Here is a 13,078-nt window from a genome sequence, read left to right on the forward strand (position 1 = left end):
CGATCGCAACCCAGCTCGGCACGGGGATACTACGCGAGCCGAGCTATCTCGGCGAGTGCGGATCGGGCGGAGGCGGCATCGTGCACCCGGAAGACCCGGGCTCCCTGGAGCGCGGAAACGGCGAGGGTGGCGATGGTCCCCGCGTGCCGCCGATCCACCGGCAGCCCGCCGAGCGTCTCGCCGACGAAGTCCTTGTTGGACACCGCCACGAGGACGGGCCAGCGCGTGGCCACCATCTCGTCCAGGCGCCTGCTGACCTCCAGCGAGTGGAAGGTGTTCTTGCCGAAGTCGTGGGCCGGATCGATGAGGATCGCGTCGCGGGCAACACCCGCGGCAACGGCGCGCTCGGCCAGGCCGACGGTGTAGCCGATGACGTCGTCCACCACGTCGGCGTAGGCGATGCGGTGCGGGCGGGTGCGTGGCTCCACGCGTCCGGCGTGCGCGCACACCAGGCCCGTGCCGTGGCGGGCGGCCACCTCCGCGAGGCCGGGGTCGACGCCGCCCCAGGTGTCGTTGAGCAGATGGGCACCGGCGCGGGCGACCACCTCGCCCACTTCGGCACGCCAGGTGTCGACGCTGATCAGGAGGCCGGGGTGACGTTCGCGCACCGCCTCGACCAGGTCGGCCACGCGGCGGATCTCCTCGGTGGCGTCGACGTCGTCGCCGGGGCCCGCCTTGACGCCGCCGATGTCGACGATGTCGGCGCCTCCGGCCACGGCCCGGTCCACGGCGTCGAGCGCGGCGGCGAAGCCGTACGTGCGGCCTTTGTCGTAGAAGGAGTCCGGCGTGCGGTTGACCACCGCCATGATGGCGAACTCTCCGGGGGCGAAGGTGCGCTCTCCCAGGCGCAGCGTCCCGCTCATCAGAGGTTCCGCCGTCCGCCGAGGGGGCGACCGGGACGGGCGCGTCGGCCCGCGAGGCCTATCCCCTTACCGGCAAAGTGCGCCGGCAGACCTTGCGGGGCCGCGTCCGGGTCGTCCAGGCCGGCGCGCGGGCCGGCTGCTTCGAACTGGAACCTTGTCATCTGGGGCCTGAGGCCCCGTCCCGTCGCGGATACCGGATCCCCTCCGCCCTGGCCGGGTGGCGGGCCCGCCTCACGGACGTGGGTCGCGCATGCGTCCGGGAAGGCAGTCGGTAGTCGGGTCATGCACAGGATGTTAGGCGGCACTTCCCTTCTCCGCCGTCGCCAGGAAGTCCTGGGCGCTCAGCGGCAGTCTCTTGCGGGCGTGCACGACGGCGATGACGCGCCGCACCGCGGGTTCCAAGGAGCGCACGACCAGGCCCGCGCGGACGGCCATCTCGGCCAGGCCCCGATACCACAGCAGGGAGGCCTGTCCCGTTCTGACCGCGTTCAGCCAGCCGTTGCGCTCGTCGGTCTCGAGCACCACCACCGGGGTGACCGCGAACTTGCCGAACATGGCGTCCAGCTCCCTGCGCCGCAACGATCCTCGTGCGGGCAGTGCCAGGCGCATGCCGTGGAGGCGGCCCATGGGGACCGGATCCGGCAGGTCGAGGCCCGGCGGGGAGATCAGCACGATCTCCTGCCGTTCCAGCGGGTGGGTGATCAGGTCCGTGGGGACCGGGAGGTCCGTCAGGCCGAGGTCGGCCCTGGCCTCCCTGATGGCCGTGACGACTCCGTCGCGGCCGTCACATCGCACGATCTGCACGCGAACCCCTGGATGCTCGGCGGTGTAGGCGGGCACCAACCGGCCCGCCAGTCCGGCTTCCAGGCTGGGAGTGGCGGCGATCCGCAGCTCCACCTCAGGGGATCCGCCGTGGCTCGCGAGCGCTTCGATCTCGCTTACGGCATCGAGTGCCTCCCTTGCCAGCTTGATGACTCTCCTGCCCTGCGCCGTGACCACGACGCCCCGACCCGAACGCGCGAAAAGCGTCATGCCCAGCTCGCGTTCAAGGTCCCGAATCGCCCGCGAAAGCGCAGGTTGCGCGATGTAGAGCGATCTGGCCGCGTCGGTCATTGTGCGGTGCTCCGCAGTTGCGACCACATAGCGGAGCTGCTGCAGATTCATGCCACTGAAGCTAGGACAACAGCCCCCGCCCGGTCCGGCACATAGCGGAGATCACCTCGAATGATTTCGGACCGTAACCGAGTACGCCCACATCCGTGACGGGTGATAAATCAGTATGCTTCTGCCCCAAATTCGGCAAAGGTCCGGTCTTGTCGGCAACGGGGTGAAGGGGGTTCACGGTGACGGGGAACGGGCAGCACCCACCGCCACCCCACGGACAGGGACGGCCCCAGATTCCGCCGTCCCGTCCGTGGCCGCCTCCCGGCTACGGAAAGCCGCAGGAACAGCCGTCGCCGCCCCAGGGGCCGCCCTACCCGCCGCCTCCGCCACAGGGGCGCCCGCCGTACCCGCCGCCGGCCGGCCCCAGGCCCGCGCCGCCCCAAGGCCGGCCGCCACAGAGCCCTCCCGCGCCGCCCCAGGGCCGCCCCCCTTACGGACAGCCGCAAGCACAACCGCCCTACCAGCAGCCTCTTTACGGACAGCCGCAAGGGCAGCCCCCCTATCAGCGGCAGCAGCCGTACCCGCAGCCGCCCCGGCCCCCGCAGGGCGGGTGGCCGCCACCGCCACCGCCGCCGGGGCAGTTCCGGCAGTGGCCGCAGCCGCAGCGCAAGAAGCAGGGCGGCACGGCCGCCGTGCTCGGCGCGGTCTTCGGCGTGGTGGCGGTGATCGGGGTGCTGCTCGTGGTCGGCTCCGCGCTGCTCATGGGCGGCGGGTCACGGACCGAGACCTCGACGCCGATCGCGGTGCCGACCTACACGCCGCCGACGCGCAGCCACACCAGAGAGCCGATCCGGCCCACCCGGCGCCCGACGCCCACCGAGACCCGGCCCGAGGACACCGAGACCCGGCCCGAGGACTCCGAGACCCGGCCGGAGGACTCCGAGACGGTCAACCCGCCCGCGCAGGTGAAGCTCGACACGAGCCTGAAGACCAACTCCATGTACCGGGCGGGCGCGCTGCCGCGCACGACCTGCCGGGCCGGCAACGCCAGCATCTTCAGCCACAGCCAGCTCAAGGCGCTGATCCTGAAGACGGGCAGGTGCATGGACCAGGCGTGGGGGCCGATCCTGAAGCGCCAGGGCATCGACTGGAGCCCGCCGGGCTACGCGATCGCCGCCAAGCGCGGCCGGGGCGCCTGCGGGGACTACCCGTCGCCGGGCAGCATCGTGCCCTACTACTGCCCGCGCAACAACACCATCTACGCCTCCACCTCGGCCATGGCCAAGGGGAACGGCAACGCCCTCGGCTACGGCCAGATCGTGCCGTGGAACGGGGCGATCATCAGCATGATGGCCCACGAGTACGGCCACCACGTGCAGAACATCTCCGGCGTCATGAACTCCTGGTGGTCCAGGACCCTGGACTCCACCAGCCGCAGCGGGAAGCTGGCATTGAGCAGGAGGCTGGAGCTCCAGGCCACCTGTTTCGGCGGCATGTTCATGAAGGCCGTGGCGCCCAGTTACCCGATCAGCACGGGCAACCGCGCCAAGCTCTTCTGGTTCTACTCCCGGGTCGGCGACCATCCCGGATACCCCCGCGACCACGGCTCTCCGGCCAACAACCACCGCTGGTTCCGCCAGGGCTGGGACCGCAACCAGGCCCTCCAGTGCAACACCTGGATGGCCTCTTCGTCCTCGACCTCCTGAGGTCATCCTTCGTTCATCTCAGATTGGCCAGTTGTCTGTGATGTCCCTTTATGGGGGCTAGAATCTGGCAATCTTGTGCAACCGGGGGCAAAGTCATGGGTTTTGCCTGGTAAATGCTTGAAGGAGCCGGTGTGACGAAGGACGAAGAGGTCGGCACCGTGCCCGCGGACAGGAAACGGCGGGCAACACGCCGCACCCGCGGCGCCCGGCCGGCCGGGGAGGGCGCGCCCAGGTCCGCCGCCCCCCGCTTCGCCAAGCCACTCACGCTCGCCTCCGTCCTCGGCTGGACGATGCTCTCCGTCCTCGTGCCCGGCGCCGCGCACCTGCGCGCCGGGCGCCGTCGTCCCGGGCTGATCCTCATCGGCGTCTACGCCGTCATCCTGCTGACCGCGCTGGCCATCGTCCTGATCAACATGACCCGGCCCGGCATCTTCCTCGGCTGGACGACCGCGATCACGGTCATCGCGGCGGTGGGCGCGCTGGCGTGGTTCGCGCTCATGCTCGCCTCCTACATCGCGCTGGGGCCCAGCAAGCTCGGGCAGCAGGGGCAGATCGTCTCCGGCATCGCCGTCGGCATCCTCGGCGTCGCCGTCATGTCGCCCTTCGCCCTGACCGCCCAGCTCGTGATGAGCGGCCAGGACGCGCTCCAGCAGATCTTCCCCAGCGGCCAGAAGGACCCCGACATCGCGCCGGTCAAGCAGGAGGACCCCTGGAACGGCCGCGACCGCGTCAACTTCCTGCTGGTCGGAGGCGACGGCGCGGGCAACCGCGACGGGGTGCGCACCGACAGCATGACCGTGGCCAGCGTGCACGTGCAGACCGGCAACACGGTGCTGTTCAGCCTCCCGCGCAACCTGCAGCACGTACGCTTCCCGGCCGGCACCCCGATGGCCAGGCACTTCCCCAACGGCTTCCAGGCGGAACTGCCCAACGGCGGCCTCCTCAACGAGGTCTGGAAGTTCGCCAACGACAACCCGCAGCTCGCCGGCGGCAAGAACAAGGGCCACCGCGTCCTCATGGACGCCATCGGCCAGACCCTGGGCCTCAAGATCGACTACTACGCCCTGGTCAACATGTACGGCTTCGCGTACCTGGTCGACGCCATCGGCGGCCTCAAGATCCGCGTCGAGCGGGACATCCCCTGGGGCGGCCTCTACGGCACCGCCGGCACCATCAAGGCCGGTACCCGCGTCCTGTCCGGCGAGGAGGCCCTGTGGTACGGCCGCTCCCGCGTGGGCAGCGACGACTTCTCCCGCATGGCCCGCCAGCGCTGCGTCATCGGCGCCTTCGCCCAGCAGGCCACGCCCATGAAGGTGCTGACCAACTTCGAGAAGGTCGCCCGCGCCGCCAAGCGCATGGCCTCGACGAACATCCCGCACGAACTGCTGGAGCACCTGGTCAACCTGGCCGTGAAGGTGAAGGGGGCCAGGATCACCAGCCTGCAGTTCGTGCCGCCGGAGTTCTACTCGGGCCGCCCCGACTGGATCAAGATCCGCAAGGCGTCGGCCAAGGCGCTCACCGACTCGCTCAAGCCGGCCCGCAAGACGCAGGTCGCCAACGCCTCGGCCGCCCCCTCGGCCTCCGGCACCCCCACGAGGAACGGCGCCGCCGGCCCGACCGAGACCCCGACCCGCAACACCAACAAGTCCGCCAAGAGCCTGTCGGAACTCTGCGGCCTGAACTAGCGGCCCGCCGGTGAGCCGGCCTCGTCGGGCCACAGGCCGTTGGAGTCGCGCAACTCGGCCACCTCCCTGCGCAGCGCGGCGAGCTCGTCCAGGATCAGCCGGGCCGACATCTCGGCGTGGCTCTCCAGCTCGGCCCGCTCCTCGGCCGACTCCTCCTCCATGGCGCTGACGACCACCGCCATGAACAGGTTCAGCACCACGAACGAGCACAGCAGGATGAAGACCACGAAGAACACCCACGCGCCCGGGTGGACGGCCATGACCTCGCGGGCGATGTCGGGCCACGCCTCGCCGGTCATGGTCTGGAACAACGTGAACAGGGACGTCTGCAGGTCGCCGAAGTAGCCGGGGGCGGTGGCGCCGTACAGCTTGGTGCTCATGACCGCGGCCACGTACAGGACCAGCGCCAGGAGCACGACGATGGAGCTCATCCCCGGCATGGCGCGGAGTAAGGCGGACACGACCCGCCGCAGGCTCGGGACGGCGGAGATGAGGCGCAGCGCGCGCAGGACCCGCAGGGCCCGCAGCACGGACAGGTTGCCGCTCGCGGGGGCCAGTGCGACGCCGACGATGAGGGCGTCGAAGAGGTTCCACGGGTCGCGGAAGAACCGGGAACGCTCCACGTAGAGCTTGGCCAGCAGTTCGGCGACGAAGACGTAGAGGGCGGCGTGGTCGATGAGGCGCAGGGCCGTGCCGTACGCGGCGACGACCGAGGGGAAGGTCTCGAGGCCGAGCGTGGCCGCGTTGACGAGGATGACGGCGATGATGATGCGCTGGAAGCGCTGATGTTCGATACAGGCGCGAATGCGGTCACGCACGTGCAGGCTCCCCAAAGGTTGATCAAGACCCGTCCATGATGACGTAACACTTATGGACGGCAGATAAACAGTTGATCAACGTGTCGGAGTCAGACGGAACACCCGTAACTCCCGTCCCGATACCCGCGTGTAGTGGTCGTAGACCGGCCACATCGCCAGCAGGTCCGGCCAGGCGGCGGCCCGCGCCTCGCCCTCCAGCAGGGTCGCGAGGACGGGGAAGGTGGCGCCGCGGAAGCTCACGGCGGCCTCGGGGGTCTTGAGCAGATTGCCGGTCCAGGAGGGGTGTTGCGGGCGGCCGTAATTGCTGCCCACGACGAGCATGCTTCCGTCCCGCTCGGGAAGGCAGGCCAGCGGCGATGAGCGCTTCTCGCCGCTCTTGGCGCCGGTGGTGACGAGCAGCAGCACGGGGGTGACCACGTCGCTGGCGAGCCTGCCCCGGGTGAGCCGGTGCACGAGGCGGTCCATGCGCGGCACGACCACGGGCGCGACTTTGGGGAACCACGACGTCGCCGACAGCCACTGGAAGAACGCCTTCACCCGGCCCACGCTAGGACACAAGCAAGCGCTCGGTCAACGGTCTCATGTGGTAGAAAACGCTCCTATGGCTTATCCCCACGGCCCCTCCCCCTACGGCCCGCCGCCGATGACCCACCCGAACGGGACCACGATCCTCGTCCTGGGCATCCTCAGCCTCGTGATCTGCCTGTTCCTCGGGCCGTTCGCCTGGGCGATGGGCACCAAGGCGCTGCGCGAGATCGACTCCAGCGGCTACTACTACGAGAACCGCGGCAACGTGAACGCCGGCCGCATCTGCGGCATCATCGGCACCTGCCTCATGAGCCTGATCGTCGGCGGGTACGCCCTGCTGTTCGGCTTCGCCCTGCTCGCCGGCGCGTTCAGCTCCTGACCCCGTAGCGGCCGATCCCGTTCTCCAGCAGGTCGAAGGCGGCTTCGGCCTGCCTCCTGACGTCGGGAAGGATCTCCCGCCAGCTCTCGCCCGCCCACTTGCGGCGTACCGCGAGCCTGGACAGCAGCCGGGTGACCGACAGGATCTGCGCGGCCACCAGCCGGGGTGACAGGTCGTCGGGGTCGGCCTCGACGTCCTCGGCCACCGTGTGCGCCAGCCGTACGTCCGTGGAGTGCTCCAGCTCCCGCATCCTGGCCATCAGCGACGGGCTGTCGCCGACCAGCTTGCCGAACTCCTCGGCGCCCTCGTTGAGCCCATAGCGCCAGTCGCCCGTGTCGAGGGCGTCGAGGAAGTCGCGGCGGAAGGCGGCCAGCACGCTCTCGCCGGGTCGTCGCTCGCGCACGACCTTGCTCGGCAGGTCCTCGACCTCGTCCCAGCGGTCCATGAACAGGTCTTCCTTCGTGCGGAAGTAGTTGAAGACCGTGTTGACCGAGACGTCGGCGGCCCGCGCGACCTCCGCCACCGTCACATCCTCGAACCCCCTCATCATGAACAGCCCCATCGCCATGTCCGCGATGCGCTGCCTCGTCTCCCGCTTCTTGCGCTCGCGCAGCCCCTCTTCCATGCCGTCCATGCTACCAAGTTTGCAGTGACACCAAAATTTCAGCTACCCTAAAAATATGTTGACCACAAAGGGCCTCGGCAAGACGTTCAAGAGCGGGGTGGAGGCCGTGCGCGGCGTCGACCTCCACGTGGACGAGGGCGAGATCGTCGGCTTCCTCGGTCCCAACGGCGCCGGCAAGACCACCACCATGCGCATGCTCACCACGCTGCTCACCCCCACCGCCGGCAGTGCCACCGTCGCCGGGCACGACCTGCTGGCCGACCCGCGCGCCGTACGCCGCCGCGTCGGCTACGTCTCCCAGCACGGCGGGCTCAGCCCCGCGAGCCCCGCCGGCGAGGAGCTCGAACTCCACGCCATGCTGTACGGCCTGTCCCGCCCCGCCGCCCGTGCCCGGGTCGCCGAGGTGCTGGCCCGCCTGGAGCTGACCGGCCTGGAGTCGATGCCCGGAGCCGCCCTGTCCGGCGGCCAGCGGCGCCGCTTCGACATCGCCTTCGGCCTGGTCCACGACCCGGTCCTGCTCTTCCTCGACGAACCCACCACCGGCCTGGACCCGCAGAGCCGGGCCAACCTGTGGAGCCACATCCGCGCCCTGCGCGAGGGCGGCGCGACCGTCTTCCTGACGACCCACTACCTCGACGAGGCCGACGCCCTGTGCGACCGCATCGTCATCATCGACCACGGCGTGGTGGCCGCCGAAGGCACCCCGTCGCAGCTCAAGAGCGGCGGGCGTACCCTCGACCAGGCCTTCCTCGACATCACCGGCCGCTCGCTGCGAGAGGAGGTGCCCGCGTGAGCGCCGCCGCGATCCGCGAGACCTGGCTGCTGTTCCACCACACGACGCGCATCAGCCTGCGCCACAAGGTCGGCCTGCTGGTCGCGGCCATCCAGCCGCTGTTCTTCCTGGTGCTGTTCGGGCCGATCTTCGCCACGTTCGGCGACTGGGAGACGTTCGTGCCCGGCCTGATCATCCAGCTCGGGCTGCTCAGCGCGGGCCTGGCCGGGTTCGGCATCGTCTTCGACTGGCGCTCGGGCGTGCTGGAGCGCCTGCGCGTCACCCCGGCCTCGCGGCTGGCCCTCCTGCTCGGCCGGGTGCTCAACGACGCCTTCACGCTGGTGATCCAGACCGTGCTGCTGGTGGCCGCGGCCTACGCGCTCGGCCTGCGGGCGCCGATCGCCGGGGTGCTGGCGGCGATGGTGCTGGTCGTGGTGCTCGGGGTGAGCCTGGCGGCGCTGTCGTACGCGGCCGCGCTCACGCTCGACGAGCACCTGTTCGCCCCGGTGATGATGACGGCGGTGGTGCCGCTGATGCTGCTGTCGGGAGCGTTTCTGCCCATGTCGATGGCGCCGGGCTGGCTGGAGGCGCTCTCGCGCGTCAGCCCGTTCCGGCACGTGCTGGAGGCCATGCGGGAGTTGTTCGCCGGGCACTACTGGAACGCGACGATCGCCACCGGCCTCGCCGTCGTCGTGGTGTTCACGGCGGCGAGCCTGGTGATCGGGGCCCGGGTCTTCCATCGCGAGAACGCCTAGACGGGCCGTAGGGCTCGATCCTGGGGTCGGAGAAGGGCGGACCGGCCCTGCGGCCCGCCTCCTCTGTCACCCGCAGGCCGTACAGGCCGAGGTCGGGGTCGATGAGCACCAGCCCGTAGGCGAGGTCGACGTCTTCCTCGGCCAGGCCGAGCCTGCTGATCGCGTCCTCCAGCGTCGCGCCCGGCGGCAGCCGTACCGTGATGAGGACCATAGCCCTCAGGCTACGCTCTTGGCCCTGCGCTGCAGCGCGGCGATGACCCCCGCGGTGTCGACGATGCCGTAACCGTAGTCGTAGTCGAAGCCGACCTCGCTGCGGTCCTCGGCCGTACGGCGCAGCAGGGCCCGCAACTGCGCGGGCGACAGCCGCGAGGACGGCCAGCGGGTGCGGACGGCGGCGACCAGGCCCGCGGCCACCGGGCAGGCCGCCGAGGTGCCGGAGTCGGGCTCGGCGTCGCCGAAGGCCTTGGAACCGGAGAAGTGGGTGTAGGCGCAGATGTCCGGCTTGCGGGCGGTCAGCCGGCCGGGTCCCTGCGAGGAGTAGCCGACCCGCTCGCCGCCGACGTCGACGCCGCCGATCGACAGCGCCCTCGGGTGGGAGTTGGCGCCGACGATGGGCCGGTCGGGGTAGGCGCAGCGGCCGTCCTTGCACTCGCGCCCGCAGTTGCCCGCGGCGAACAGCACGTCCGCGCCCGCGCGGTCGAGACTGGCCACGATCAGGTTGAACGGGTGGGCGGCGTTGTCGGAGTAGTTGCCGGGGTGGCCGACGGGGAAGTCCCAGGAGGGCGAGAACGACCCCCAGGAGTTGCTGATCACCAGCGACCTGGAGTCGGCGGGCTGGTCGTCCAGGACGGTGCGCAGGTGCGCGAAGGCCGCCACCGCGTCCGACAGCAGCCCGTCGAGCGCCGAGCCGCCCGGACGGGTCGACAGCAGCACCGGGATGTCGATGAGGCTGGCCTGCGGCGCGCCGATGAGCGTGTCGAAGGCGCACATCGTGCCGTGGTCGACCTCGAACTCCCCCGGCCGTCCGGTGACTCCGGCGGGATTCCAGCTGCGCTCGGCGTCGAGGGTGACGCCGCGCCCGAGGTGCCTGGCCACGTGCGCGGCGTTGATGCCGGTGTCGAGCACGGCCAGCGCCACCCCGGAGCCGTCGAGCCCCTCGGCGGCCAGCCCGGCGGCGTTGATCAGCCGCTCGACGTCGTGCCAGTCGCCGACCGGCGGGTCGCCGCCGCAGGTCAGGCTGGACTCGATCACCGGGTCGGCGAAGACGCCGACCACGTCGGGGCGGAGCGTGGGCAGCATGGTGACGCGGGTGGCCAGTTCGTCGTCGGAGATCGTGCCGCGCACGAGCACCGAGGCGTCCTCGGCGGCCAGGGAGAAGTCAAGCGGCTGGTTGAGCGAGAGAGGGTCGCCGCCGGGCAGGGGGACGGGCCGTGGCACGGCGACGGGGACGAAGGCGGAGTCGAGCTCGACTCCGGGCAGTCCGTCGGCGACGTCTGCCGTGGTGGCCGTCTGGCCGGGGTCGGCTACCGCCGCGACCAGATCGGGGGAAGGGCGGAGCTGAATCAGAACCCGCATGGGGACACCACCGAACGTTTGGAGGGAACGAACCTCCCAACATTCCTTCATCCATCGCGGCGCGTCCAGCGCATCGTCACAGGTTTGACCTGCTTAAACACCTCATAACTCACTAACAGGACGACATTTGTTCTGGGGCGTCAGCCTTCCCCGGTTTCGGTCCGTAAACTACGGTGAGTCGTCATGACCACCCAGGTGCAGGCCGCCCCTCAGGAGTCCGCTTCCGAGCATTGGCTGGCCGTGCGGCCGCGCCTCGTACTCGCCAGCGCGTTCATGCTTTTCCTCGAACTCGCGCTGATCCGGTGGACAGGCTCAAATATCGTTCATTTGAGTTATTTCACGAACTTTGTCCTGCTCGGCTCTTTCCTCGGCATCGGGCTGGGATTCCTGCGGGTCGGGCGGACCAAGCGGCAGCCGTACTATTCGCCGGTCGTGCTCGCGGTGCTGGTCAGCGTGGTGCTGGCCTTCCCCGTGACCGTCAACCGCGACACCGAGGGCGTCCTGTACTGGACGAGCCTGTCCATGGAGGGGCCGCCGGCCTGGGTCACGCTGCCCATCGTGTTCGTGGCCGCCGCGCTGGCGCTCATGGGACCGGCCGAGCTGGTCGGGCGCTGCTTCCCCGAGCTGCCCCGGCTGGAGGCCTACCGCTACGACCTGATCGGCAGCCTCACCGGCATCGGCGTCTTCACCGGCCTGTCGTTCCTGTCGGCGCCGCCCGTGGTCTGGGGGACGATCGCGGCCGTCTGCTTCCTGCTGCTGCTGACGCCGAAGCCGTGGGTGCCGTACTGGGGGCTGGTGGCGTTGCCCGCCATGCTCGTGGCCGGGCTGCTGGCCGCCGAGAGCGTCACGGCGGGGGCCCTGTGGTCGCCGTACTACAAGGTGACCTACAAGCGGATGCCGTACCAGATGCCCGTCTACGACATCTCGGTCAACGGCATCCCGCACCAGCAGGCCATGCCGGCCGAGACCCGGCTGCAGATCGAGCGGCAGTACGCGCTGCCGTACGAGCGGGCCGCCGCGCCGCCGCGCGAGGTGCTCATCGTGGGCGCGGGCAGCGGTACCGACGTGGCCATCGCGCTGTCGAAGGGGGCCACCTCGGTCGACGCGGTCGAGATCGACCCCAAGCTGCGCCAGCTCGGCGGCGAGCTGCATCCCGACAAGCCCTACTCCGATCCGCGCGTGACCACGCACATCACCGACGGACGCGCCTTTCTGGAGCAGACCGACCGCAGGTTCGACCTGATCCTGTTCGCGCTGCCCGACTCGCTCACGCTGGTGCCCGGGGCCAGCTCGCTGCGGCTGGAGAGCTATCTGTTCACCGAGGAGGCGATCAAGGCCGCCCGTGAACGGCTCAAGCCGGGCGGCGCGTTCTCCATGTACAACTACTATCGCGAGAGCTGGCTGGTGGACCGGCTGGCCTCCACCGTGCAGAGCGCCTTCGGCCACAAACCCTGCGTGGACGTGGTCAGCACCGCCGGGCACCAGGCCGTCATCACCTCGGGCGTCACGCCGCAGGCCCAGCGCTGCGCCACCGAATGGGCGGGCGCGGCCGCCGGGACGCCCGCTCCGGCGCCCGACGACCGGCCCTTCCTGTATCTGAAGGACCGGACGATCCCGGCGATCTACCTGATCACGCTGGGCCTCATCCTCCTCGTCAGCCTGCTGGCGGTGCGGGTGGTGGCGGGGCCATACCGGAGAATGCGCCCTTACGCGGATCTCTTCCTGCTCGGCGTGGGGTTCCTGCTCCTGGAGACCAAGAGCGTGACGGGCTTCGCGCTGCTGTTCGGCACGACGTGGGTGGTCAACGCGGTCGTCTTCGCCGGGGTCCTGGTCGCCGTGCTCGCCGCCGTCGAGGTGACCCGCCGCTTCCGCACCCCTCCCCTGAGGGTGATGTACGGCGTGCTGCTGGCCGGCCTCGTCCTGGCCTGGCTGGTGCCGAACGCGTGGCTGCTGTCGTTGCCCACGCCGCTGCGCGCGGTGGCGGCGGTGACGGTCGCCTTCCTGCCGATCTTCGCGGCGAACGTGGTGTTCGCCAAGCGGTTCGCCGACTCCGCCGACGCCACGACGTCCTTCGGCGCCAACCTGCTGGGCGCGATGGTCGGCGGCTGCATGGAGTACGTGGCGCTGGTGATCGGCTACCAGAGCCTGCTCATCGTGGCCGGGCTGATCTACCTGGGCGCCTTCGTCCTGCTGCCGCGCAAGAACGCCGCCCTCGTGTGAGGGCGGCGCGCTCTCGTCTGAGGGCGGTGCGCTCCCGTCTGAGGGCGG

At 70.3% G+C, this 13,078-nt stretch carries 13 protein-coding genes; 6 read left to right on the forward strand and 7 right to left on the reverse strand.

The window, feature by feature from the left end:
* Positions 1–29 precede the first annotated feature (29 nt).
* Positions 30–863: a dihydropteroate synthase gene (gene folP, locus ACIBKY_RS11290; RefSeq protein ID WP_397096429.1), complete on the reverse strand. Its 834-nt coding sequence runs from the start codon at positions 861–863 to the stop codon at positions 30–32.
* Positions 864–1,157: 294 nt separating this feature from the next.
* A complete protein-coding gene (locus tag ACIBKY_RS11295; RefSeq protein ID WP_379616385.1) occupies positions 1,158–2,027 on the reverse strand; it encodes a LysR substrate-binding domain-containing protein in 870 nt (289 codons plus the stop codon).
* A gap of 632 nt (positions 2,028–2,659) precedes the next feature.
* Between ACIBKY_RS11295 and ACIBKY_RS11300 the strand changes: the two genes are divergently transcribed.
* Together ACIBKY_RS11300 and ACIBKY_RS11305 are read left to right on the forward strand one after the other, a co-directional pair.
* Positions 2,660–3,673: a neutral zinc metallopeptidase gene (locus ACIBKY_RS11300; protein WP_397096432.1), complete on the forward strand. Its 1,014-nt coding sequence runs from the start codon at positions 2,660–2,662 to the stop codon at positions 3,671–3,673.
* Between the two features lie 131 nt (positions 3,674–3,804).
* Positions 3,805–5,358, forward strand: a complete 1,554-nt coding sequence (locus ACIBKY_RS11305) for an LCP family protein (RefSeq protein ID WP_397096434.1) — start codon at positions 3,805–3,807, stop codon at positions 5,356–5,358.
* On the opposite strand, the gene ACIBKY_RS11310 is transcribed toward ACIBKY_RS11305, so the two are convergent.
* Entirely contained in the window at positions 5,355–6,176 is an 822-nt protein-coding gene (locus tag ACIBKY_RS11310) for an ion transporter (protein WP_397096436.1), read from the reverse strand. The genes ACIBKY_RS11305 and ACIBKY_RS11310 overlap by 4 nt on opposite strands.
* Before the next feature lie 75 nt (positions 6,177–6,251).
* Positions 6,252–6,713 carry a nitroreductase family deazaflavin-dependent oxidoreductase gene (locus tag ACIBKY_RS11315; RefSeq protein WP_397096438.1) on the reverse strand — a complete coding sequence of 154 codons (462 nt, stop codon included), beginning with the start codon at positions 6,711–6,713 and terminating at the stop codon, positions 6,252–6,254.
* Positions 6,714–6,777: 64 nt separating this feature from the next.
* Here ACIBKY_RS11315 and ACIBKY_RS11320 point away from each other — a divergent pair, with 64 nt between their 5' ends.
* Positions 6,778–7,083 carry a DUF4190 domain-containing protein gene (locus tag ACIBKY_RS11320; RefSeq protein WP_397096440.1) on the forward strand — a complete coding sequence of 102 codons (306 nt, stop codon included), beginning with the start codon at positions 6,778–6,780 and terminating at the stop codon, positions 7,081–7,083.
* On the opposite strand, the gene ACIBKY_RS11325 is transcribed toward ACIBKY_RS11320, so the two are convergent.
* Positions 7,073–7,717, reverse strand: a complete 645-nt coding sequence (locus ACIBKY_RS11325) for a TetR/AcrR family transcriptional regulator (protein WP_397096442.1) — start codon at positions 7,715–7,717, stop codon at positions 7,073–7,075. The genes ACIBKY_RS11320 and ACIBKY_RS11325 overlap by 11 nt on opposite strands.
* 46 nt (positions 7,718–7,763) lie before the next feature.
* On the opposite strand from ACIBKY_RS11325, the gene ACIBKY_RS11330 reads away from it, so the two are divergent.
* Both ACIBKY_RS11330 and ACIBKY_RS11335 read left to right on the forward strand, forming a co-directional pair.
* A complete protein-coding gene (locus ACIBKY_RS11330) occupies positions 7,764–8,501 on the forward strand; it encodes an ABC transporter ATP-binding protein (protein ID WP_397096444.1) in 738 nt (245 codons plus the stop codon).
* Positions 8,498–9,235, forward strand: coding sequence for an ABC transporter permease (locus tag ACIBKY_RS11335; protein WP_397096446.1), 738 nt, complete (start codon positions 8,498–8,500; stop codon positions 9,233–9,235). The genes ACIBKY_RS11330 and ACIBKY_RS11335 overlap by 4 nt, the downstream gene beginning before the upstream one ends.
* Here ACIBKY_RS11335 and ACIBKY_RS11340 read toward each other — a convergent pair.
* Both ACIBKY_RS11340 and ACIBKY_RS11345 read right to left on the reverse strand, forming a co-directional pair.
* The gene (locus ACIBKY_RS11340; protein WP_397096447.1) at positions 9,180–9,446 is read right to left on the reverse strand and encodes a hypothetical protein; all 267 of its coding nucleotides are present in this window, start codon (positions 9,444–9,446) and stop codon (positions 9,180–9,182) included. The genes ACIBKY_RS11335 and ACIBKY_RS11340 overlap by 56 nt on opposite strands.
* A gap of 5 nt (positions 9,447–9,451) precedes the next feature.
* Positions 9,452–10,810 carry a S8 family peptidase gene (locus tag ACIBKY_RS11345; RefSeq protein ID WP_397096448.1) on the reverse strand — a complete coding sequence of 453 codons (1,359 nt, stop codon included), beginning with the start codon at positions 10,808–10,810 and terminating at the stop codon, positions 9,452–9,454.
* Between the two features lie 183 nt (positions 10,811–10,993).
* On the opposite strand from ACIBKY_RS11345, the gene ACIBKY_RS11350 reads away from it, so the two are divergent.
* Positions 10,994–13,030 carry a spermidine synthase gene (locus tag ACIBKY_RS11350; RefSeq protein ID WP_397096449.1) on the forward strand — a complete coding sequence of 679 codons (2,037 nt, stop codon included), beginning with the start codon at positions 10,994–10,996 and terminating at the stop codon, positions 13,028–13,030.
* Positions 13,031–13,078 lie beyond the last annotated feature (48 nt).

It is taken from the genome of Nonomuraea sp. NPDC050394 (assembly GCF_044459065.1).
Lineage (GTDB): Bacteria > Actinomycetota > Actinomycetes > Streptosporangiales > Streptosporangiaceae > Nonomuraea.